The organism is Methylophilus sp. 13, assembly GCF_015354335.1.
Taxonomy (GTDB): Bacteria; Pseudomonadota; Gammaproteobacteria; order Burkholderiales; family Methylophilaceae; genus Methylophilus; species Methylophilus glucosoxydans.
Genome location: NZ_JADKYR010000006.1, coordinates 36615 through 60155 on the forward strand (window position 1 = coordinate 36615; position 23541 = coordinate 60155).

Consider the following 23541-nt stretch of genomic DNA (forward strand, 5'->3'; position numbering starts at 1 on the left):
GTATCATGGAATTTATCAAAATTCGCGGGGCGCGCACCCATAACCTCAAGAACATCAATCTGGATATTCCGCGCAACCAACTGGTTGTGGTCACCGGCCTGTCAGGCTCAGGAAAGTCTTCGCTTGCTTTTGATACCTTGTATGCAGAAGGACAGCGCCGCTACGTCGAAAGTTTATCTGCGTATGCCCGCCAGTTTTTGGCGCGCATGGACAAACCGGATGTGGACCTGATTGAAGGCTTGTCACCGGCCATCTCCATCGAACAAAAATCGACCTCACACAACCCGCGTTCCACCGTCGGCACCGTCACTGAAATCCACGACTATCTGCGTTTGCTGTATGCACGTGCCGGGGACCCGGAGTGCCCAGAGCATGGCATCAAGCTTGAGGCACAAACCGTGAGCCAGATGGTGGACAGTGTGCTCAAGTTGCCGGAAGACACCAAACTGATGATTTTGGCGCCGGTCGTCTCTAACCGTAAAGGCGAGCAGCTGGATTTGTTTGACACGCTCAAGGCCCAAGGTTTTGTGCGCTTGCGCATTGATGGCAAGATCTACGAAATGGATAGCCTGCCGCAACTGGCGAAAACCACCAAGCATAGTGTAGACGTGGTCGTCGACCGCCTTAAAGTGCGCGAAGACATGAAGCAACGGATTGCTGAATCCTTTGAAACCGCATTGCGACTGGCAGATGGCAAAGCGGTCGCGCTGGAGATGGATAGCGAAAAAGAACACCTGTTCTCTGCCAAGTTCTCCTGCCCGGTGTGTGACTACTCACTGGCCGAACTCGAGCCGCGTTTATTCAGCTTTAACAACCCGATGGGCGCTTGCCCAAAATGCGATGGCCTGGGTCAGGTCACGTTTTTTGATCCCAAGCGCGTGGTGGCTTTTCCGCATTTATCACTGGCCAGTGGTGCGATTAAAGGCTGGGACAAGCGCAACCAGTTTTACTTTCAGATGCTGGCCAGCCTGAGCCAGCATTATGACTTTGACCTGGAAGCACCGTTTGAGACGCTGCCGGAAGAGACCCAGCAAATTCTGCTGTATGGTTCTGGCCGCGAACAAATCGCCTTTAAATACCTCAATGAGCGTGGCACCTTCTTTAGCAAGTCGCATACCTTTGAGGGCATTATCAATAACCTGCAACGCCGTTATCGCGAGAGTGACTCGACTGCGGTGCGCGATGAGCTGGCAAAATATATCAATGCCACTGCCTGCCCGGATTGTGGCGGCACGCGTTTGCGCAAAGAGGCTCGCCACGTCAAGGTCGGCGAAAGAAACATTCACCAGATTTGCGAAGTGCCGCTCAAACAGGCGCTCAATTTCTTTGAAACACTGCAACTGAGCGGGCAAAAGCTGGCCATTGCCGACAAGATCGTCAAGGAGATCGAAAGCCGCCTCAAGTTTTTAACCAATGTCGGTCTGGACTACTTGTCGCTGTCGCGCTCGGCAGAAACCCTGTCTGGCGGCGAAGCGCAGCGTATCCGCCTGGCCTCGCAAATCGGCAGCGGCCTGACTGGCGTCATGTATGTGCTGGATGAGCCTTCCATCGGCTTGCACCAGCGCGACAATGACCGCCTGCTGGAAACCCTCAAGCGCCTGCGCGACATTGGCAATAGCGTGATTGTGGTCGAACATGACCAGGATGCCATCCAACTGGCAGATTTTATTGTCGACATTGGCCCCGGTGCGGGCGAGCATGGCGGCAATATTGTGTCGTTTGGCACCCCGGCCCAGATTGAAGCCGACCCCAACTCATTGACCGGGCAATACATCAGCGGCAAAAAACAGATTACCTTCAAGCTGCCGCGCACACAGCCAGACCCCAAGCGCATGATCAAACTCAATGGCGCCAGCGGGAACAACCTCAAAGACGTCAGTATTGAGATTCCGGTCGGCCTGCTGACTTGCGTCACGGGCGTTTCCGGCAGCGGCAAATCGACGCTGATCAACGACACGCTTTACCGCGTGGTCGCCGCGCACCTGTACGGCAGCAGCACCGAACCTGCCGCGCACCAGAGCATTGAAGGCCTGGAGTTTTTTGACAAGGTGGTCGATGTTGACCAAAGCCCGATTGGCCGCACACCGCGCTCCAACCCGGCGACGTATACCGGCTTGTTTACGCCAATCCGTGACTTGTTTGCCAGCGTGCCGGAAAGCCGCGCGCGCGGCTATGGTCCGGGCCGCTACTCGTTTAACGTCAAGGGCGGCCGTTGCGAAGCCTGCCAGGGCGATGGCGTGATCCGTGTGGAAATGCACTTTTTGCCAGATGTGTATGTGCCTTGCGACGTCTGCAAAGGCCAGCGCTATAACCGCGAAACGCTGGAAATCCAGTTCAAGGGCAAAAACATCCACGAAGTGCTGGCCATGACGGTGGAACAAGCGCACCAGTTCTTTAATGCACAGCCGGTGATTGAACGCAAACTGAAAACCTTGCTGGACGTGGGCCTGGGCTATATCACGCTGGGGCAATCAGCCACCACGCTGTCTGGCGGTGAAGCACAACGGGTCAAACTGGCGCTGGAACTCAGCAAACGCGACACCGGCCGCACGCTGTATATCCTCGATGAACCCACCACCGGTTTGCACTTTGCGGATATCCAGTTATTGCTGGACGTGATTCACCGTTTGCGTGACGCGGGCAATACCGTGGTCATCATTGAACACAATCTGGACGTGATCAAAACCGCCGACTGGCTGATCGACATGGGCCCTGAAGGCGGTGATGGCGGGGGCGTGGTGGTCGGTGTCGGTACGCCGGAAACACTGGCAGAAAACAGCGCCAGCTACACGGGCCGCTACCTGATTCCGCTGTTAAAACAGCTGAAACCCTGATTTTATCCTCGTGCTTAACCAGCCAGGCCTGCAATTGCACGCCTGGCTTTTTTCTATGCCTCGGCGTCTTTGGGGTGGTATGCATCTTGCTATCTTTAAGACACATAACAGTAAAAAATTCTTTTTAATCCAGATAGATAGCTGAGGTTATCCAAAAAGTGCAGCCACTATCCGGATACTGCAGATCCTCAGGCCAGAGGGAAGAGAGAGGCGCACCATGACTGTGTTAGGCAGCACTATATTGGAGCAAAGCAGACTGGATCAATCCAGCCGGACGGACCACCGTGTGTCGTCCCTGATTGCTCAGCTGGAAACGACATTATTTAATGACGATAATCGGCTGTTTTGTTCGTCGGACATGGACGAAGTACAACAGACCGTAGGCGATATTTTCAAGCCTCACCGCCTGAAAATCCGCGACCGCCGTGAGCATGGCATTGCCAGCATGCATCATGTGCGTCAGGGCGCCTTGTCGTTAAACCGCTTGCAGTACCAGCATGAAGTGGTGATAGACCCTGACCGCCTCAATGATTTTTTTCTAGTGCATATCCCGATGAATGGCAGTTCCACCATCCGCTGTGGCAATCACCGCTTTGTGTCTACCCCCGAGAATGCCTCGCTGGTGTCACCGACCTTGCCGCTCGAAATTGAATGGGAAGCCGGCAGTGCAGACATCATTTTGCGCATTGAACGCGCCCGCCTTGACAAGCACTGTGCGCAGCATCTGGGCATGCCGCAGCTGGAAAAACCGCTGGAGTTTCATCCTGACTTGCAACTGCAAACGCCAGCCGGACAATATTTTTTAAGGCTGGTGAGCATGCTGGCCGACAACATGCAGAGCCCGTATCCGCAGTTAAATGAACCCATCGTATTTGAGCAGTTCGAATCCACCCTGTTTAATGCCCTGCTGTATGGCCAACCCCACAATCTGTGTATGAAAGCCCCAATTACCAATATTGCGCCGTTCTACATCAAGCGGGTTGAAGACTATATTCATGCCCATACTGCCGACAGCATGACCATAGAATCCCTGGCGGCGATTGCCGGGGTCAGCGCCCGCACCTTGTTCGCGGGCTTTCAGCGTTATCGTGGCTTGAGCCCGATGGATTACCTGCGGCAAGTGCGGCTGGACCGCGTGCGCGAGATGCTGTTATCGGAAAAAACGGCACACCTGTCAGTGACTGAAATCGCCATGCAATGGGGCTTTAACCACATGGGCAGGTTTGCGATTGATTATAAAAAACGCTTTGGCGAATCGCCTTCTGCCAGCCGCCGGTTTGGGCAGGGGCATTGATGCTCAGTGAGCAGTAGCCATCATCAGACCTTATGGCTAGCCCTAAGTCCAACGATGGCTCAACGGATGGCTTAAGTCATACGATGGCGCATCACAGCATAATGTGTTGAAGCCTTGCGGATGGCACCGTGTGTCGCGCTTTTTGCCAGCGTAATGGCTGGTTAACCAGCGCGACACACGTGGTTATGCGGCCTGTCGACGGTCGGCCTGCGAATAGAAGGCATCGGCAAAAAATGCCGTAGGTGCCAGGCCTTGTGCGACAAAGCGCTGGTTGGCAGTGGCCACCATCGCTGGCGAGCCGCAGGCATAGACCTCAAATGGCTGTAAGTCTGGCCAGTCTTGCAATACCGCATCCGTGACATAGCCTTGCCGCCCCTGCCAGGACGTCGCGGTGGCTGCCGATAATACCGGCACGTAATGAAACCAGGGGTAGCGGGTGGCCAGATCCAGGCATTGGCTATGCTGGTACAAGTCCGGCAAGGTGCGGCCGCCCCAATACAAGGTGACGGGGACCCCGTTGCCTGCAGCAATCAGCGCCTCCAGCATGGCCTTGACCGGGGCAAAGCCGGTGCCGGTCGCGACCATGATTTTTGGCTTCTGTGTTGCCTGCAGCGTGAATTGCCCATGCGGACCATCAATCGACAGCGGCGTGCCCGGTGCGAGTTGATGAAACAGCTGATCGGTAAACAAGCCACCAGGCAGATGACGGATATGCAACTCCAGCGCATTGGCCGTGACTTGGGCCAAAGAATAACTGCGGCGCTGGTCGCCGAGCAGGATATCGATATATTGACCGGGCTGGTAAGCAAAACGGTGCGCAGCTGGCAGTTGCATCCGCACCAGCGCCACATCCGGCGCCACCTTGTCCAGGCTGGTCAACACCACCTCCACCGCCGTAGGTTTGGCAGTGGCTGGCGCGGCATCCGCCTCTACAGCCACCTGCACCCTGCCCTCATGTATCCTAAGTGGGAAGCTGCGCACCGCCTCGGTTACTGGCGCGCATTTGGCGGCCCCGGTACGGATATCAAACAAGCCCTGATGCAAAGGACACTCGACACAGCCACCTTCCACATAGCCTTCAGATAGCCGCGCCACACCATGGGTACACAAATCATGCAAAGCGAATAACTGATCCTCAAGCCGGAAAATGGCAAGCTGCATGCCACCTGCCTCCACGGCAACTGGTTCATCATCGCTAAAGTCTTCGACGGCGCCAATGTCTGTCCAGCGGTGTAAATGAACGGTACTCATATCGGCGTCGCCAGCAAGGTTTGTACACGTGAGGTGTCATACACCACCTGCCGCCGCTTGAAGCGCCAGCCCTGGTCGGTGCGCACAATCTGGTCGATGTAGCGACCCGTCTGGTAGACATGCGATTCGCCATTTTGCAGCGTTTGCACCACCACATAGCTGGATTCTGCCTGTACCTCATCGGCACTGCTGGCTTGCAACACCAGGCCAGAGGTCATGTGGCGGTAAGTATGGCTCTCAAAAATATTGGCATGGCGCAATGAGGTGACGCGGTCTTCGAGCATATTGCGGTTATCAAAATAAATCATGCCTATGGGCAAGCCCGCATCAAAATTTTCTTTGGGCACAATGCTGTAGTGGCAGTCTTCGGTAAAAAACTGTGGCCAGCGCTCCAGCTGATCGTTATCCAGCGCCGCAATATAGGCCTGCTGTAACTGTTGCACTTCAAACCAGGTTTGTAATTCTTGCATGCTGTCCTCCTTAAAAACCCATGAGCTGCTGATAGCCGACCCAGAAGCGTCTGATCAGGCTTTCGGTGATCAGCGTGTCTTGCTGGTCTGGCTGGTCTTTGCTCATTTCAATCACCGAGCAGGCATCGCCATCACGCACGGTGCCACGTTGCACCAGCTCGGTCGCCTCGGTGTCTTCCATCGAGATATACCCTGCCGGGCCAACCAGATTGGCCTGTTTGAGCCGCATGGCGCGCAATTCCGGCGTGTCATCCACATAGCCAAAAAAGTGGAAAATCAGCTCGAAATTGTTGGGGCCTTTGGCCAGCAACTGCCGCGCCACCAGCGTATTGTGGATTTGCTGTACGACCAATTGCGGGAAAATCGGCTGGATATGGTTGGTGGTCAGCTCTTCATACTCCTGTATCTGTCCGAGCAGGCTGTCATCCTTGAGCTGAAAGCCTTCATCAAACGAACGGATGGCCTGCGCTTTATACGCCTCGGCGGTTTGCACCTCGTTTTTGGTTGCGGTGATGATGCTATGCAAGCCATGGGTGGCATCCGGGATCGAACGCGCCTTCATGCCGACACGGAAAATATTGAAGGTGGTATGAAACAGGTGCAGCAAACTGGCGTGATAAGGATCTTTGACGTTTTCCAGATACAGTTTCCAGTTAGATTTGGAGTATTGGCGGGTGCAGCCCAGATACTCGATCGGCTTGTGGAAAATACGGTCTATCCACGGCAGCATTTCAGGACCAATATAGTCAGGCAAAGGCACCACCGTGTCGCTAAAGGTGGCAAACACCAGGCCTTTATAGCTGTCTACCCGCAGCTGCTTGAGACCGTGCTCTTTCGGGTTAAAGTCTTTGGGCATGCCAGACATGCCTTTTTGCCCACGGCGAAACGGCACACCCTGCAAATTGCCCTCACAGTCAAAACTCCACTGGTGATACACACAGGTATGCTCACTGGCATTGCCGCGCGCCTGACGGCAGACTTGTGCGCCGCGGTGCGCACAGCGGTTCACCCAGGCGGCCAGTCCGCCTTCTTTGGTGCGGGTCATCACCACCGGCGTATCCCCAACAAACGTGCTTTTAAAGTCGCCGGGGTTGGGGATTTCGGCTTCCAGCCCGAGAAAACTCCAGGTCGGCCCGCGAAAGATGCGTTCTTGCTCCAGCTCATACACTGCTTGCGAGCTGAACACGGCGTAGGGAATACGTGAACCGTCATCGGTGGGAAACTTGAGCAAGGGCTCACCAGACTGGGACTTGCCAGCATGGAACTGGACGGCTTGTGCTTGAATAGCGTTCATATTGACCTCGAATCCTTAAAAGTGATGCACAAAACGCAGGTTGTAACGTTCACCTTCGGTACGGTTTTTCACCGCCATTTCATCGTAGAAGTTAAACATCAGATGATCCTGCTTGGAAAAGCTGTACATGCCCCCCACGCCCAGTGCCAATACCTGCTCGCGACGCCCAGACACGTCATGACCGTTCATTTGAGTATCGGTCGTTTGCTTGAGGTAGTAACCGTTAACGCCCAAGCGCAATTGCGGCGTAAAGGCATACTCCATGGCAAAGTTGGTATGAAACGCCTGCCCTGCACGCGTGCTGCTGGCGCCCAGTGCCTGAAACCCTCGGTTGGGATCATCATTTTTGCCGTTCCACAAATAGTGGGCACGCACAGAGGCGGTCCATTCTGGCGTGAAAAAATAAGTGCCTGACCAGTAAGGGTTGAACGACCAGGCATTGCTGCCCGGGTTGATTTCGCGGTTAGCACTGTATTCGCCCGTGGGCAAAATAAACTGTAATTCAACGCGCTGCATGAATTTGGGCCCTTTTTCGCCCATGACAATAGGCCACTGCAGGAAGGGGCCGACCAGTAAATCGCCTACGCCACTGTCACCCGCTTTGGGGAACGCATTGGAGGCGGCGCCATAACTGGTATGCGGACTGACCACGGGCACAATCACATCCATGCCCAGATTAGCCCCGGCGACTTCGATATCCGAGATATACAGTACTTGCGACAGACTGACGGTGACATCCACTTTGGGGTTAGGCAAGCCTAGACTATTGCCCGCGTTATCCTTGAACTTGTCGGCATGGTATTGCTGCACGTATTGGCTGAAATACCAGCCATTGCCTGCGGGCGGGGCACCATCCAGAAAGCTGGTGAACCCAAGGTTGATTGGGGGCAAATCGTAGGCGTGGGCAAGCATGGGTAAGCTGGTGGTGGCCAGTGCCAGCCCCAGTGTGGCAAGGGGTTTACTGCCAGAGGAGAGGAGGTTCATCGAGGGGTTCCTTTCAGAGTGAGATTCAATCGTTTAAAAAATCTGGGTATAAATATCAATCCGCCAGCTTGGGAATGGCGGGCTCTGCCTGCTCGGGACCCATCGCGCTGTAGCCGCCATCGACGGCATACACGGCGCCCGTGACAAACGAAGCATGGTCAGAACATAAAAACAGCACCACATCGGCGACTTCCTGCGGGTCACCTACGCGTTTCAGGGCATGGAAAGGCGCTGCTACGGCATCGGTTTTGGCGCGGTTGCCGCCCGTCAGCTCGTCCATGACGCGTGACCAGATCCAGCCGGGGGCCACTGCATTGACCCGGATATGGTCACTGGCCAGATCAATCGCCATACTGCGCGTCAGTTGTTCGGTTGCAGCTTTGCTGGCCGGATATAGCCAGCGGCCGGTTTGCGCAGCGCTGGCTGAGATGCTGGAAAAATGCACGATGGCACCACCGCCACGCTGACACATGGCCGCATAGCAAGCCTTGGCCAGCATGACACTGCTCACCAGGTTGACGTTGTAACTGAGCAACCAATCCTCGCGGCTGGCAGCAAAGCCGTTGTCCACATAGCTACAGGCCAGGTTGACCAGAAAATCTACACCGCCAAAGGTGTGTTGCGTGGTCGCCACCAGCTGTTGCAAGGCGGCATCATCGGTAATGTCTGTTTGTAAAAACACAATGTCCGGGCTGATGCCAGCCGCCACCGCCGCCCCACGTGCATCAATATCCACCGCCACCACTTTTGCGCCCGCGGCGTGGAAGGCTTCGACCACGGCCGCACCGATCAGCGTGGCACTGCCGGTGACGATGACGACTTTGTTTGCGATCCCTTTCATGGCACACCTCATGCATTGGCGCTGAGTGACCAGTTGGCCATCAGCGTGTTGGAAGGAAGGTTGGGGTCCAGCAGTTTGCGTGCTTGCTCGACCCCGCAGATGGCTGGAATCAGGGCGGGATCAAGTAGTCCCGCTTGCACCAGCACGCTGGCCTGATCCCAGTAAATATGTTCGTTAAACAGCTTGTCACCACGGAAAGTCACCACCACCAGCATGGGGATTTCAATCCGACGCCCGGTCGGCGGTACATTCGGCAGCAACCAGTCAATCTCGCAGTCGTGCGTAAAACTGAGCACAAACTCATCCACCATGCGGTCTGCACCGACCACGCGTGAAATTGGCGTCATTTGCATGTCTGCCGGGTTATTGTGAATAAAGTGATGCTGATAAAAGCGACGCAGCATGGTGTAGCCGACCCCGCCCGTCATGGTGGGCACATGATTCACATACGGCTGGGCGACCATGGTGGTCATGGTGGCATCGGCATCGCGGGTGGCAAATTCGAGCGCAAAGTGATGATCTGCAATCGCACTTAGGTCATAATCCGGCCCCATGGCTTTACGCAAGGCGCCCAGGGTGCGGCTATATGCCATTTGTGCCGAGGGGGCGTGGTAATGCGCACCACCCAGGCGGGCAAACGCATGATCTACGCCGGCATACACATAGGTCTTCGCCAGCGGCTGTGTGCTGGCTGCAGACAGAATCTCGGCTTGGGCCGCAGGTGGGCAGAAAGCATCCTGCTCGGCGATATGCAGGGTTAACGGGCAACGTAGCGCAGCCATCTGTGGCAAGGCCTGCTCTATGCCTACCCCGTAGTAGCCCACCGCCACATCGGCATCGGTCTGACTGGCCGCCAGATAAGCCAGCTTGCCTCCCAGGCAATAGCCCAGCACACCCACCTTGCCATTGGCCCCTGCCATGCCACGCAGACAGCTGATGGCCAATTGGACATCCTGCATGCCGGTCGCTTCATCAAACTGCTGGTAATAGCCCAACGCGGCCGGCATATCCTCGGCTGCATCGGTCAGGGTAATGCCAGGCTGCAGGCGCCAGTACAAATCTGGCACCAGCACCATATAACCCTCTTCGGCATACAGGTCGGCAATGGCCTGCATATTGGCATTCACGCCAAAAATTTCCTGGCACAACACCAGGCCCGGCCCGCTGCCGGTGGCTGGCAGGGCCAGATAGCCTTTAAAGGCCGGGAATTGCGCGCTGATTTCTATCATTTGTCCCATTTTTCGTCTCGCTTGCTCGGTTGAAGGGTGGGAAGGCAAGTGATCACCTTCGTTGTGGTTGCTACTTTCTCGCAGCGCAGACGGCGGGGCTATCCGCTCCGTGCAGCCACTATCCGCATTGCGCAGCCAAATGCAGTGCGCATGCAGGTTGTTGCCGAACGCGGATAGTGCAGGCAGTTTCTGGATAGTCGGCAAACTTTGCTCGCTCAATACTGCACCCGACGATACAGGGATAGGCCCTGTATGATTTTTTCAGCGCAAAGGAAACCGTATGAATATTGCGATTGTGGGTGCCGGGTTTGCCGGTTTGAGTACAGCAAAAGTGCTGACTGCATTTGGTCACCAGGTCACGGTGTTTGAGAAGGAGGCTGATGTCGGCGGGGTGTGGAGTGCCTCCAGACGCTACCCTAACCTGACCACACAAAATGTGAAGTCCACTTATGCCTTTTCAGATTTCCCCTATCCCAAGCATTACCCTGAGTGGCCGAGTGGCGAGCAGGTGCAGCACTATCTGGATGCCTATACCAAGCAGTTCAATTTTGCACACCTGATCAGCTTGAATACCGAAGTGAAATTGGCCACACCGATTGGTCAAGGCTGGCAACTCACCGTCAAGACCGAAGGCAAAGCAGAGGAAACGCGACATTTTGATTTTTTAATTGTCTGTAACGGAATTTTTTCGCAGCCCATGATCCCGGACTATCCGGGTGCAGCCGTATTTACCGCCGCAGGTGGCCGTATTTGCCACACCAGCGAGTTCAAGGAGCTTGCAGATGCCAAAGGCAAACATGTGCTGATTGTCGGCTACGGAAAATCTTCTACCGATGTGGCACAAGCGGTTTGCCAGCAAGCGGCGAGTACTACGGTGGTGGCCAGACATTTGATCTGGAAAGTGCCCAAACGACTCATGAATGTGCTCAATTACAAATACCTGTTTTTGACGCGCATGGGCGAAGGCTTGTTTAAATATATCCGCCTTAAAGGCATAGAGCGCTTTTTGCACGGCATCGGCAAACCGATCCGTAACAGCATGCTGAATCAGGTGCAGTGGGTCATCAACCGCCAATGCCGCCTCGAAAAACTGGGCCTCAAGCCTGACCAACCACTAGAATCGATTGCGCGCAGTACCGTCAGCCTGGTCACCGAAGGTTTCTTTGAAAGCGTGGAAGCGGGTCATATTGACGTTGCCAAACAAAACAGCATCACAGGATTTAGCATTGAGCATGGCGTGCGTTATGCACATTTAACCGATGGCCGCCGTTTGCCAGCCGACATTGTGATTTGCGGGACAGGCTGGCATCAGCGTGTGCCTTTTTTGAACGATGACGTGATGAAACATGTGACCGATGCAGAAGGTAATTTTGTGCTGTACCGGTCGATGGCACCGGTTGGCATGCCAGGTCTGGCGTTTAATGGTTATAACTCTTCATTCTTTAGCCAGCTCAATGCCGAAGTAGGCGCTTACTGGCTGGCCGACTGGATTGGTGGAAAGATGAAGTTGCCGACCGCAGAAGCACAACGCAGCACAATCAAGGAACGTCTGGCATGGATGGAAGCGCGTACAGAAGGCAAACACTCTAAAGGCACCAATATCATTCCGTTCTCACTGCATCATATTGACGAGTTGTTATCGGACATGCGCCTGCCGCTGGGCGTCGCGACCCGCTTCAAGCAGTGGTTTTTACCGATTGATCCGGCGGATTTTCAGTATTTGCACAAGGCCCTGCTGCAACGCCATCAGCCTCATGCTGCACAGAAGATGCCGGTACAGACCAAAACCGTTTGAAGGGCGTAGCCTCCGCCGCGCACAGGCGGAGGTCTTGAAAAGGAGTGTCTTATGATGACGTGTATTATGCTGGTGAACGCTGAGCGCCAACAAATGGCCACGGTGGCGGAAACCCTGGCATCATTAGCGCAAGTGACAGAAGTCTATTCAGTGAGTGGTCAATATGACCTGGTGGCCGTCATACAAGTCACCGGGCCCGAGGCACTCTCGGCACTGGTGAACCACCAACTGGCTGCCATCAACGGCATTGTGAGAACCGAAACCATGCTATCACTGCGCACGTACCGCAAACAGGATCTGGACGCCATGTTTGATATCGGGTCCAGTTAATACCGGCCACCTACTGAAGTTTGGTGAGGTAAGCGTGGATGCGTTCAAAAAAATACGGCCAGTTACCTGGCCGTTACCTCACACCCTTGTAAAACATCTCGCTGTCAAAGGCTAAGGTCAACATGCAACCTGCCTGACGGTGCATCTGCATACACCGCCGATGGAAATGATGTATCAAATCCATTGATAGCAAACATTGTATGCAGGCGTGTTTCACGTTCATGCCTAAATCAGGCCCGTAAAATCAGGGTATTTTGACCAATCGCATGCGCGCCTGAATGGTAGCGGTGTGGCGATTTAAATAGCGGGTACTGCGGTGCAGATCATAAAAACGCGGGTTAGGAATCATGGCCGCCAAGCGCGCCGCTTGGGCGGGTGCCAGACTGGCGGCCGAAGCGTGAAAGTAATGCTTGGCCGCCGCTTGTGCACCGAACACGCCCTCGCCCCACTCAATCACGTTCAGGTAGATTTCCAGAATCCGGCGCTTGGTCATGAGCTTTTCCAGCATAAAGGTAATCACCGCTTCTTGTGCTTTGCGCCAGGGCGTGCGATGCCCGGATAAAAACAAATTCTTGGCCAGTTGCTGGCTAATGGTGGAGCCGCCAGCGACGATTTTGCCCTTCTTGAGGTTTTTCTCAAAAGCGGTTTCGATCCCGACCCAGTCAAAGCCTTCATGGTCAACGAATTTGCTATCCTCCGCCGCAATCACTGCGCGTTTTAAATGGTTGCTAATCTTGGCGTAAGGCACCCACTGCTGCTGTATGGTGGCTTCGGGATGGCTTTCTTGCATCAGTTCCAGCCGCGCCTGCATGAAGGCAGTGGCGTCCGGATTGTGATCTACCCACCACAAAATATGGCCGAGTATCCAAACCTGATATAACAAGGCCCAGAGTAAAAACAGGGCAAAAAACAGCTTGATGCTTTGTTTCATGACTGAAAGAAGATTAGCGGAATGTCTGAATCACTGGGGCCGTGTCAGGACGCAATCCATGCCAGATAAAAAACGCTTCTGCCGCCTGCTCGATGAGCATACCCAAGCCATCTGCCACCTGTGCACCTGCGGTACGCGCCTGCTGCATAAACGGCGTCTCCCGGCCGTACATCATGTCGTAAGCCAGGGTATGCGTGCCAAAGACATCCGATGGAAGCTGTAACGGTGTCTCAGACAATCCCGCAGAAGTGGCATTAATGACCACATCATAGGTCTCGGTGAGTGCTGCAAACGTGGTCACGGCCAGCAAGACGCCACATTGCCCCCCCGCGTCCGCAAACTTATCCAGCATGGCTTGCGCCTTGTCCTGTGTGCGGTTAGCAATGGTCAATTGCGCCGGGCCTTGTGCAATCAACGGCAGCATCACACCTTGCGCAGCGCCGCCTGCGCCCAGCAACAAGATTTTTTTTGCGGCCAGAGCCGTCTGGTGATGTTTGAGAATGTCATTGACCAGCCCACAGCCATCAGTATTGTCGCCCTGAATCTGCGTTTGGCCAAAACTGAGGGTGTTCACTGCCCCAGCCGCCTGCGCGCGTTCAGATAAAGTCTGGCTTAAGTCATAGGCTTCAAATTTGAATGGTACCGTGACATTTGCACCCACATACCCTTGTTGCTGCAATTGCTGCACCGTGGACGCAAAGCCATCCAGAGGTGCCAACACCTTTTCGTAAACAATCGTCTTGCCAAATTGCTGCGCAAATGCCTGGTGAATCAACGGCGATTTGCTGTGCGCAATCGGGTGTCCAATGACTGCGTATTTTTCAACCGACATAGCAAGATCACCTAGTTGGACCAGGGCAAGCCTGCATGTTTCCAGCCATTGATCAGGGTTCTTTGCTTGGCCTCATTCGCTTCGCCTTCAAAGCCTTCGAGCATATTGTAAGCGTTGGGATATCCGAGTTTTTGCGCCAGCAAGGCAGCATTATGGCTGCGGCCACCCGTGCGGCACATAAATACAACGGTGCGCGCAGGATCAACCAGCGCCTGTAGCTGATCGGCAAACTCAGGATTGGCAATCATGCCTGGATAAAACGCCCATTCCAGATGGGCTGCCATCGGCACGCGCCCAACCAACTCCAACTCGGCACGTGAGCGCACATCCACCAACACCGCATTTTGATATTGGCTAATCAGCGCATACGCCTCCTGGGGCGTCATCGCGCCGGCATACGGCAAACCATTTTGCTGAGCACGCTGAGCGGCTTGTTGCAAGATTTTCTCAACACTTTCCAAAGGACACCTTCGTTCTTTTAATAAGCTAGTCAAACCGCGAGTATACCTGTGAAAGTCACGCAAGCGCATGAAGCACCATTTTTGTGCTCAATTTGTTGTTGAGCACATTTTTGGTGCGCATTGATTTTGCTTTTTTATGTCAGATATCTCATATCCATGCAAAATGCCTGTTTTTGGGTGGCATGCTTCCTGCTACTATTACATCCTAAGATTCAATGGAATTCGTAAACCAAAAATTCCACATATCTATTTGTTTTGCTAGTTTGTGTTTTTATATTTGCTCACGTTCCGGGACATCCGCAACATGTCCCTTTTTTGCGTGCGCAAGTTGAATCATTTTAGATCTTGATCACTGAGGAGAATGTAATGTCCGTTGCAAACGTAATGAAACTGGTTGCGGAAAACGACATCAAATTTGTTGATTTCCGTTTTACCGACACCAGAGGTAAAGAGCAGCACGTGACCGTGCCAGTGTCTGCCTTCGACGAAGATAAATTTACCGAAGGTCACGCCTTTGATGGTTCTTCCATTGCTGGCTGGAAAGGCATTCAAGCCTCTGACATGCAATTGATGCCTGATGCAAGCACCGCATTCATCGATCCATTTTTTGACGAACCAACCTTGGTTCTGACCTGCGACGTAGTAGACCCTACTGATGGTAAAGGCTATGACCGTGACCCACGCTCCCTGGCAAAACGCGCTGAAGCCTACCTGAAATCCAGCGGCCTGGGTGACACTGCTTATTTTGGTCCAGAGCCAGAGTTCTTCATTTTTGACAGCGTACAATGGGATGCCACCATGGGTGGTAGCTTTGTGAAAATCAACTCCGAAGAGGCCGCTTGGTCCTCAGGTGAAAAATTCGAGGGCGGCAACACTGGCCACCGTCCAGGCGTTAAAGGCGGCTACTTCCCAGTGCCTCCTGTCGATTCATTGCACGACATCCGCTCTGCCATGGTCATGACTTTGGAAGAACTGGGTGTGCCTGTTGAAGTGCACCACCACGAAGTGGCAACAGCCGGTCAATGTGAAATCGGTACTAAGTTTGCGACCTTGGTACAACGTGCTGACTGGACACAAATCCTGAAATACGTAGTGACTAACACAGCCCATGCTTATGGTAAAACAGCCACATTTATGCCAAAACCAATGTTTGGCGATAACGGCTCTGGTATGCACGTTCACCAATCCGTTTGGAAAGATGGTAAAAACCTGTTTGCAGGCAATGGTTATGCTGGCCTGAGCGATTTCGCTCTGTACTACATCGGCGGCATCATCAAGCATGCGCGCGCACTGAATGCGATTACCAACCCAGGTACTAACTCCTACAAGCGCTTGGTACCGCATTACGAAGCACCAGTCAAACTGGCTTACTCCGCTAAAAACCGTTCTGCTGCGATTCGTATTCCGTTCGTGCATTCTGATAAAGCCCGTCGTGTTGAAGCGCGCTTCCCAGACCCGATTGCTAACCCATACTTGGCTTTCTCAGCCCTGTTAATGGCTGGTCTGGATGGCGTTCAGAACAAGATTCACCCAGGTGAACCAGCGACTAAAGACTTGTACCATCTGCCACCAGAAGAAGATGCATTGATCCCAACGGTATGTTCATCTCTGGAACAAGCATTGGAGTATCTGGATAAAGACCGCGAGTTCTTAACACGCGGCGGCGTTTTCTCAGACGACTGGATTGATGCATACATTGCATTGAAAATGGAAGAAGTCACTAAACTGCGCCAAACACCACACCCAGTGGAATTTGGTCTGTACTACTCTTGCTAATCACAAGAGCACGCACTAAAACAGGGCAGCCCAGGCTGCCCTGTTTTTTTATGTGCGCGCTGTTCCGTCAACGTTTTTAGGCGAGCAGACGTTGATACCCTCAACGATCTACTCTAAACTATTGCCATGAAAAGACTTTTTTACATTTGCACCTTCGCGCTCATGTGCAACCAAAGCTGGGCAGATATTTACAAATATACCGACAGTAACGGCGTCACCACCTATACCAATATCAAACCCGAAGGCAAAAGCAAGGCAGAGCTCATTATTAGTGGGCCCAGAACCGCAGAGCCTCCACCCCCTGCCAGAGAGAAAAAAGCCAATGTCAAAACACCCTCTCCGGCCGATTTTCCCAAAGTCGATAATCAGACACAAAATCAACGCGACCAAAAGCGGCGAGAGCTATTAATGAACGAGCTTTCTCAAGAAAAACAAGCACTTGAGAATGCTCGCCTGTTATATGAAGAAGCCCAGAACACGCCAGAAGTCTACAGAGGCGCGAATGGAAAAACGTTTAGAAACGTCGCCAAATATGAGGAAAAGCTGCGCGTCATTGAGGCCGAAATTCAGGCGCATGAGCGTAATATCGAGCTGTTAAATAAAGAGCTCAATCTTTAAATGCACCATTTTGGGAGTTTTCTCAATCATTTTTGCGTTGTGCACAAGAATTGGCTTGGGTTTTGCTTTAAAACAGGGCGTGATTCACTCTTTTTAACAAGCTCAGGACATGGTACAGAAATCTCCCAACGGCTTTAGTGGTTTAGAGCATATTGCCACGGCAGTCATTTTGCTTAATAACCAACTAGAAGTTACTTACGCCAACTCCAGCGCCGAGATTCTGTTTGCATTTAGTGCCAACCAGATTCAAGGGGCGCATATCCATGACGTGTTTGTGAATTGCGAAATTTTGCAAATGGCCGTGACCAACGCCATTGAAACACAGAGCCCATATCGTGAGCATGAGTTTGCACTGACCACCCAACGCGGCCATACAACGGCCGTGACCTGCACAGCCACCCCTATTTCAGCCGCGTTCAACCAAACGCCGGAAGACATGCTGATTCTGGAGTTTGTGCAAATGGATCAGCAATTGCGTATTGCGCGTGAAGAGCGCATGCTGATACAGCAGCAAGCCAATTCTGAACTGCTGCGAAATCTGGCACATGAAATCCGCAACCCGCTAGGCGGCTTGCGTGGTGCGGCACAATTGCTTGAGTTTGAGTTGCCGCAACCCAGCCTAAAAGAATATACCCAGGTGATTATCAAAGAGGCTGACAGACTACATAGCCTCATGGACAGACTGCTGGCACCTCACCGCGTGCCAAAATATGAGCCCACCAATATTCATGAAGTGCTGGAGCGCGTACGCAGCCTGTTACTGGCAGAATCGCCTAACCATATCCGCGTGATCCGCGACTACGATACCAGCTTGCCGGAGCTCATTGGCGATCGCGAGAAACTGATCCAAGCCGTGCTCAATATTGCGCGTAATGCGGCACAAGCGATGCAACAGCATCAGACCGAAGGCGCGAGCATTACTTTCCGCACGCGTGCTGAGCGCCAAATTACGCTAGCCAGAAAACGTTACCGTGTCGGGATTCATTTAGAGATTATTGATAACGGCCCAGGCATCCCTGCCGGCATCAAAGAACGCATTTTCTACCCGCTGGTATCTGGTCGCGAAGGCGGCACAGGCTTGGGCCTTGCGCTGGCGCAAACCTTTATCACCCAACACCATGGCATGATCGACTGTGATTCACAGCCGGGTAAAACCATCTTCCATATATTGCTACCTATTGAAAGTACGCAATTAAAATCATCAGTACAATAATTCACGAGAAACAGCTATGAAGCCAATCTGGATCCTAGACGACGACAAATCCATCCGCTGGGTGTTTGAAAAAGCACTCGCCCGCACGGACTTTGATTTCAAAACATTTTCATCCCCGGCAGAAGCCCTCAACGCTTTAAATCGTGAACAACCCCAAGTCATTGTCAGTGACATCCGCATGCCGAATGGCTCGGGCCTGGACTTTTTATCCGAGGTAAAGCAGCGCTTTCCCGAGATTCCCGTCATTATCATGACCGCCTACTCAGACCTCGAAAGTGCTGTCGCCGCCTTTCAGGGTGGCGCGTTTGAGTATCTGGCCAAACCGTTTGATGTAGACCAAGCCATCGAAATTATCAAACGTGCCGTTGAAGAAAGCATGCGTCAATCTGTCGAGGCTGTAGAAGACACCGGCCCCTCGCCAGAAATTATCGGCCAGGCCCCCGCCATGCAAGAGGTTTTCCGTGCCATTGGCCGCCTGAGCCGCTCGCACTCCACCGTGCTCATTAACGGCGAATCCGGCAGCGGTAAAGAACTGGTCGCGAGCGCCCTACATAGACACAGTCCACGGGCTGACAAGCCATTTATCGCCATTAATACCGCAGCCATTCCCAAAGACTTATTAGAATCCGAATTGTTTGGTCATGAACGCGGAGCGTTTACAGGGGCCGCCGCCGCCAGACGGGGCCGCTTTGAACAAGCAGATAACGGCACTTTGTTTCTGGATGAAATCGGCGACATGCCTGCTGACTTGCAAACCAGATTGTTGCGCGTCTTGTCCGACGGCCAGTTTTATCGCGTGGGCGGACATCAACCAATCAAAGTCAATGTACGCGTGATTGCCGCCACTCACCAGGACCTCGAAGAGCGCGTCAAACAAGGTCTGTTCCGTGAAGACTTGTTTCACCGCCTGAACGTCATTCGTCTGCGCTTGCCGCCCTTGCGTGAGCGCAGGGAAGACATACCCTTGCTGACCAAACATTTTCTCGCCCACAGCGCACAGCAATTAGGGGTTGAACCTAAACAGTTATCACAAGCAGCCATTAAATATCTCATGTCAGTTAACTGGAGCGGTAACGTTCGCCAGCTTGAGAACGTCTGCCACTGGCTCACCGTCATGGCGCCAGGTCAAAACGTGGATGTTAATGACTTACCCCCAGAGCTTAAAGAAGATACTGGCAAACATAGTAGCGGAGGCTCCTGGCAAGAAGCGCTAGCCCAAGAAGTCACCGACGCGCTTAATCGCGGAGAAACCAATATCCTGGATGCCAAAACCAAAGAGTTTGAGCGCATCCTGATCACCCGTGCCCTCGCCCACACCGATGGCCGCCGGATTGAAGCCGCCAATCAGTTGGGCATGGGGAGAAATACACTTACTCGCAAGATACAGGAGTTGGGGATTGATGATTAGCAAATTAAATGTGTACTTGCTGACTGCGCCAAAGCGGGAACGAGCTGTGCCGTTGTGCATCAATACTACTGACAAAAAAGACTTGCGCCAGTCGTGAGTCTTTTAATGTCTTCCCAAAAAAGTTATTTGCGGCATGAAAATGTCTGCCTTCATAGAGTATCAAGGTGTTATAAACGTTATTGATTCTCACAATCTCATCAAACATGCTGTGATAAGCGGTATCCATCTTTACAGTACCATCTGCAAAGCGCTTATCATTCACCTTAAGTGCTTTTTCGTATAAAGCCTGATCAAAGCTTTTATTAGGCCTAAATAAAGAAGTCCCGGAATCCAAAGGCGCATCAGGACTTAAATATAACACCGCTGCAAAAACAGCATTCCCATCCGTGTGAATTACACCACGGCCGTATTCTTCACTGACACTCTGAAAGTTGGTCGAAATGGCCCAACGCATATGCTCATATTCCGAGTTATGGAATAACGAGATAATCTTAGTGCTTACCTTCTCAAATAATGGCTTATTGATCACAGATAAGTCTTTGGTTCTTGCGCCAGGAAATACATATGGCACATCCTTTAACTGATGTCGAAATTGATATTTCTGATTAAGTGCAAAAGTGCGCACTGCATCCGGATCTTCGTAGAAATTTTCAACGATTGTTACAGGGTACAAATTCATAATTCACCAACAAGTCTAATCAGCAAAGTTTATAGATAAAAAAACGGCAACCGAAGTTGCCGTTTTTTCTGACTCTAATTTAAGCAGTTAAACTGCAATTAAATTAGAAGAACAGGATAGCACCCAAAGAAACGGTTTTTGCTTTCAAGTCAGTGTCAGCCGCTGTGCGGTTGTTAACTTCATCTTTAGCTTGAGAGTACTCTGCTACCAAGTTCAGGTGTTTTGTCAATGGGTGGTAAGCACCAACTACCCACATATTAGCTTTGATGTCGCTGAATGAATCAACACCGTTGCCATCCAATGTGGACTCACCGTAAGAGGCAGCCAATTTAGTACCTACACCTGGAATAGTGTAAGAACCTTGAACATACCACTGATCGGAATCACGACGTTTACCGTTACGATCGAAACCGTTCAAGAATTGAACTGTCTGACCGATACCCTTACCTTGACCGTAGTAACCAACTAAGCCGAAATCAGCAATTTTCAGGCTTGTACCCAAGTCCCATGCGTAAGCGCGCTCGTTACCAAAGTTTTGTGCAGCAACAGCTGGAACAGCAGTAACAACACCGTTAACGTTAGATACAGTTGCAGCAACTGCAGCAGTGCCTAAGCCGTCAACTTTTTGGCTGATTGCAGAAACCCAAACTTTACCAGCTACGTCACCTGTCCACTCGTAAGAAGCTTTACCTTCGTACGCAGTTTGTGAACCAGCACGGTCAGTTGAACCAACGCTGTTGGTACCTGTACCTGCCAAAGCATTCCAGCCTTGTGTCAAACCTGCAGTAAATTGGAAACCGTTCCAGTTTGGTGATGTGTAAGCAACTTGTGCTTTCCAGTCAGCATACATGTAACCACGACCAATACGACCCAAAGTAGTTGTATTGCCAGCCAAAGAACCAGCAGCAGAGCCAACGCCCAGCAGTGTTTGGTCATTCAAGATAGCGTCTGAAGCGTAGATGCCCAGATCTTTACCCAGCTTGATAGAACCCCATGAAGCATCACCGAATGTCAAGAATGCTTGACGGTTTTCTTGTTGGGAAGATTGTTTACCAGCAGCTGTTGTAGAAGCACCTGGGTTAATGCTGATTGTGAAACCAACATCCAGATCGTTCTGACGTGTTTTACCAGAAACGCTCAGATAGTTTGGCAGCAAACCTGTAGTAATGTTTGCTACGCTATCGCCATTCTGATATTCACCAGCAGCAGAATCATCACCGCTGAAGCTAGTGTGTGTGTAGTAAGCGTTAACAACGCCACCGATGTCCAGAGTCCAGTCACCAGCTGGGATAGTGATGCCAGCTTGTGCGCCAGTAGCGGCAGCGAACAGAGCTGCTGCAACTGCAACGTTCAATTTTGTATTCATACGAATCTCCAAAAATGTTGTTTTCACAACTTGTGTAAGGATATTGCTTTCCAGTAAAGAGCCATTGAATGCTCTTTCTAATAACTCCTGCGGAATCACTTAAAGCATTTCCTGCAAGGTCAGAGCAATTTTTGCAAAAGCGGCCTAGGTGGCGCAAGTGAATACGTCAAATTGCTTAGTCCTAGTTAACGTTGTTGCAGATTTGCAACAATCTAACACCTGCCGGACTAGGGTGTTTTTTTGAATTGCTACCGTTTTTTAGGTGATTTCCCATCAACATCAATATATCTTTCTGCTAGCATAGGAACAATTTGCAGCTTATTTAAATTTACACGTGCGCCTTTATTTAAGTGAAGCGCATCCGCAGGGGAAGAGAATGATTTCGGACATTCAGTTATGTAGTCGCTTTGTAGAGACCTTGGACTGGATATGCCAAGTGCTGATCAGGCATTCTGAGGATTTCAATATTGCCCTGGTTAAAATTGCTTATGGCGATGACAATAGCTTGGGTGAGGCCTACGGCGCGCCTGAGGCCTTGCGTCAACTCTCATCATTAACCCATGATCTGCAAAACTCTTTTAGAAGATCTGACCTGGTAGGCCGGGAAGGGACAGACTTCTGGATTTTGTTTCCTTATACGCGTGTGCAAGATGACGTGTATGAAAAACTGCTTGATGTGCTTGAAAGCTCCAAGCATCAAACATTGAACATCGTAGAGCGTGAAATCGCTATTTTTGAATTGCCGCTGATTTACCAAAAAGCGTTGGTTAAGCCTGACAGAGGGCACGCCTTGTTACAACATCTCAAAAACAATCAGCGGGAATTGGCCAGCCATGTTTTCCGTCTAGCCAATCTCTAAGCTGCAGGCCTACGCATTTAAAAGCGTAATTGTTGAAGCCCTTTGATCAGCGTGCGTATTGGCGTTGGCAAGGCTGCGGCAACAGCATCCGCCAAGGCGAGCCATTGCTGATTGGGCGCTGGTGGCGGGCGTTTCCCCTGTAATAGCAGTGGCTGTGGTGTTATTTCAAGCTTGAAATGTGTAAAGGTATGCCAGAGCACGGGCAATGTTTCCAGTGGCTCCACATCCATGTCGAAGGTAGTTTTTACATGGGGGACGGCAAGCGCACTGGGGGACAACTCAGGCAAACTCCACAAACCGCCCCATATACCATGGTTCGGCCGTCGCTCCAGCAAAATCTCCCCGGCATCTAAAATCATCAATACCGTGGTCTGTTTTTCTGGCAAGGCTTTACGAGGCTTGGGGGCAGGCAGCACATAGACCATTTGTTGCTGATACGCCAGACAACTCGCCTGCATCGGGCAACGATGACAATTTGGTTTGCTACGCGTACACAAGGTCGCACCAAAGTCCATCAACCCTTGCACATAGGCGGGCAAGCCTTGGCTAGGCAACACACTTTCGGCGATTTGCCACAATTTCTTCTCTACTTCTGGTAACCCTGGCCAACCCTCAATAGCATACAGCCTTGCCAATACACGTTTCACATTACCATCAAGAATCGTTTGCCGCTGGTTAAATGCAAACACGCTGATCGCTGCGGCGGTAGAGCGCCCGATGCCTTTTAAAGTTTGGATGGTCTCGAAATCTGTTGGAAAAATACCACAATGCTCACGCATAATGGTTTGGGCGGCATGATGCAGGTTGCGCGCGCGTGAATAGTAGCCAAGCCCGCTCCAATAGCGCATGACTTCATCTTGTTCGGCTTCGGCTAGGCTGGCAATGGTAGGAAAGCGCTGCATGAACCGATCATAATAAGCAATGACCGCCGACACCTGCGTTTGCTGCAACATGATTTCTGAGACCCAAATAGCGTAAGGGTCACGCGTCTGCTGCCATGGCAAATCATGGCGGCCATGCGCCTGCTGCCAGGCGATCAGTTTTTCTGCAAAATCACTCACACTTAAAAGCTTGTC

21 protein-coding genes are annotated in these 23541 nt (G+C 52.1%); 9 read left to right on the plus strand and 12 right to left on the minus strand.

From position 1 onward, the window contains the following. The first annotated feature begins 5 nt into the window (after positions 1-5). Positions 6-2834, plus strand: a complete 2829-nt coding sequence (gene uvrA / locus INP77_RS13300; RefSeq protein ID WP_194749562.1) for an excinuclease ABC subunit UvrA — start codon at positions 6-8, stop codon at positions 2832-2834. Positions 2835-3051: 217 nt separating this feature from the next. Further along, on the plus strand, positions 3052-4128 hold the full coding sequence (locus INP77_RS13305) for an AraC family transcriptional regulator (RefSeq protein ID WP_194749563.1): 1077 nt from the start codon (positions 3052-3054) through the stop codon (positions 4126-4128). A gap of 183 nt (positions 4129-4311) precedes the next feature. Here INP77_RS13305 and andAb read toward each other — a convergent pair whose 3' ends face one another. Genes andAb through INP77_RS13335 form a run of 6 tightly spaced genes read right to left on the minus strand, consistent with a single transcriptional unit; the run spans position 4312 to position 10416 of the window. After that, positions 4312-5379: an anthranilate 1,2-dioxygenase ferredoxin subunit AndAb gene (gene andAb / locus INP77_RS13310; protein ID WP_194749564.1), complete on the minus strand. Its 1068-nt coding sequence runs from the start codon at positions 5377-5379 to the stop codon at positions 4312-4314. Continuing rightward, positions 5376-5849, minus strand: coding sequence for an anthranilate 1,2-dioxygenase small subunit AndAd (gene andAd, locus INP77_RS13315; RefSeq protein ID WP_194749565.1), 474 nt, complete (start codon positions 5847-5849; stop codon positions 5376-5378). Before andAd ends, andAb begins: the two co-directional genes overlap by 4 nt. 10 nt (positions 5850-5859) lie before the next feature. Next, positions 5860-7143 carry an anthranilate 1,2-dioxygenase large subunit AndAc gene (gene andAc, locus INP77_RS13320; protein ID WP_194749566.1) on the minus strand — a complete coding sequence of 428 codons (1284 nt, stop codon included), beginning with the start codon at positions 7141-7143 and terminating at the stop codon, positions 5860-5862. A 15-nt stretch (positions 7144-7158) separates the two neighbouring features. Then, a complete protein-coding gene (locus INP77_RS13325; protein WP_228518943.1) occupies positions 7159-8127 on the minus strand; it encodes a transporter in 969 nt (322 codons plus the stop codon). A gap of 55 nt (positions 8128-8182) precedes the next feature. After that, positions 8183-8968, minus strand: a complete 786-nt coding sequence (locus tag INP77_RS13330) for an SDR family oxidoreductase (protein WP_194749567.1) — start codon at positions 8966-8968, stop codon at positions 8183-8185. A gap of 8 nt (positions 8969-8976) precedes the next feature. Next, on the minus strand, positions 8977-10416 hold the full coding sequence (locus tag INP77_RS13335) for a dienelactone hydrolase family protein (RefSeq protein WP_228518944.1): 1440 nt from the start codon (positions 10414-10416) through the stop codon (positions 8977-8979). A 61-nt stretch (positions 10417-10477) separates the two neighbouring features. Between INP77_RS13335 and INP77_RS13340 the strand changes: the two genes are divergently transcribed. Further along, on the plus strand, positions 10478-11992 hold the full coding sequence (locus tag INP77_RS13340; RefSeq protein WP_194749568.1) for an NAD(P)/FAD-dependent oxidoreductase: 1515 nt from the start codon (positions 10478-10480) through the stop codon (positions 11990-11992). A gap of 51 nt (positions 11993-12043) precedes the next feature. Beyond that, positions 12044-12322, plus strand: a complete 279-nt coding sequence (locus tag INP77_RS13345; RefSeq protein WP_194749569.1) for an Lrp/AsnC family transcriptional regulator — start codon at positions 12044-12046, stop codon at positions 12320-12322. Positions 12323-12566: 244 nt separating this feature from the next. Here INP77_RS13345 and mtgA read toward each other — a convergent pair whose 3' ends face one another. From mtgA to INP77_RS13360, 3 genes are read right to left on the minus strand one after another with little or no spacing between them, the layout of a single operon-like run. Next, entirely contained in the window at positions 12567-13253 is a 687-nt protein-coding gene (gene mtgA, locus INP77_RS13350) for a monofunctional biosynthetic peptidoglycan transglycosylase (protein ID WP_194749570.1), read from the minus strand. Between the two features lie 13 nt (positions 13254-13266). Then, positions 13267-14085 carry a shikimate dehydrogenase gene (gene aroE, locus INP77_RS13355; RefSeq protein ID WP_194749571.1) on the minus strand — a complete coding sequence of 273 codons (819 nt, stop codon included), beginning with the start codon at positions 14083-14085 and terminating at the stop codon, positions 13267-13269. An 11-nt stretch (positions 14086-14096) separates the two neighbouring features. After that, complete coding sequence (locus INP77_RS13360) at positions 14097-14546, minus strand: rhodanese-like domain-containing protein (RefSeq protein ID WP_194749572.1); 450 nt, start codon at positions 14544-14546, stop codon at positions 14097-14099. A 366-nt stretch (positions 14547-14912) separates the two neighbouring features. Here INP77_RS13360 and glnA point away from each other — a divergent pair, with 366 nt between their 5' ends. The 4 genes from glnA to ntrC all read left to right on the plus strand — a co-directional run bounded on the left by glnA (position 14913) and on the right by ntrC (position 19561). Beyond that, positions 14913-16322, plus strand: coding sequence for a type I glutamate--ammonia ligase (gene glnA / locus INP77_RS13365; protein WP_194749573.1), 1410 nt, complete (start codon positions 14913-14915; stop codon positions 16320-16322). A 126-nt stretch (positions 16323-16448) separates the two neighbouring features. Then, a complete protein-coding gene (locus INP77_RS13370) occupies positions 16449-16940 on the plus strand; it encodes a DUF4124 domain-containing protein (RefSeq protein WP_194749574.1) in 492 nt (163 codons plus the stop codon). A 109-nt stretch (positions 16941-17049) separates the two neighbouring features. Then, complete coding sequence (gene glnL, locus INP77_RS13375; RefSeq protein ID WP_194749575.1) at positions 17050-18153, plus strand: nitrogen regulation protein NR(II); 1104 nt, start codon at positions 17050-17052, stop codon at positions 18151-18153. 16 nt (positions 18154-18169) lie between these two features. Beyond that, entirely contained in the window at positions 18170-19561 is a 1392-nt protein-coding gene (gene ntrC, locus INP77_RS13380; RefSeq protein WP_194749576.1) for a nitrogen regulation protein NR(I), read from the plus strand. A 4-nt stretch (positions 19562-19565) separates the two neighbouring features. Here the strand turns inward: ntrC and INP77_RS13385 are convergent, their stop codons facing one another. Together INP77_RS13385 and INP77_RS13390 are read right to left on the minus strand one after the other, a co-directional pair. Continuing rightward, positions 19566-20240, minus strand: a complete 675-nt coding sequence (locus tag INP77_RS13385; protein WP_194749577.1) for a DUF6445 family protein — start codon at positions 20238-20240, stop codon at positions 19566-19568. Positions 20241-20343: 103 nt separating this feature from the next. Beyond that, on the minus strand, positions 20344-21606 hold the full coding sequence (locus INP77_RS13390; protein WP_194749618.1) for a porin: 1263 nt from the start codon (positions 21604-21606) through the stop codon (positions 20344-20346). Between the two features lie 376 nt (positions 21607-21982). Between INP77_RS13390 and INP77_RS13395 the strand changes: the two genes are divergently transcribed. Continuing rightward, positions 21983-22465, plus strand: a complete 483-nt coding sequence (locus INP77_RS13395; RefSeq protein WP_194749578.1) for a hypothetical protein — start codon at positions 21983-21985, stop codon at positions 22463-22465. A 17-nt stretch (positions 22466-22482) separates the two neighbouring features. Here INP77_RS13395 and mutY read toward each other — a convergent pair whose 3' ends face one another. Further along, complete coding sequence (gene mutY / locus INP77_RS13400) at positions 22483-23526, minus strand: A/G-specific adenine glycosylase (RefSeq protein WP_194749579.1); 1044 nt, start codon at positions 23524-23526, stop codon at positions 22483-22485. Positions 23527-23541: the final 15 nt, after the last annotated feature.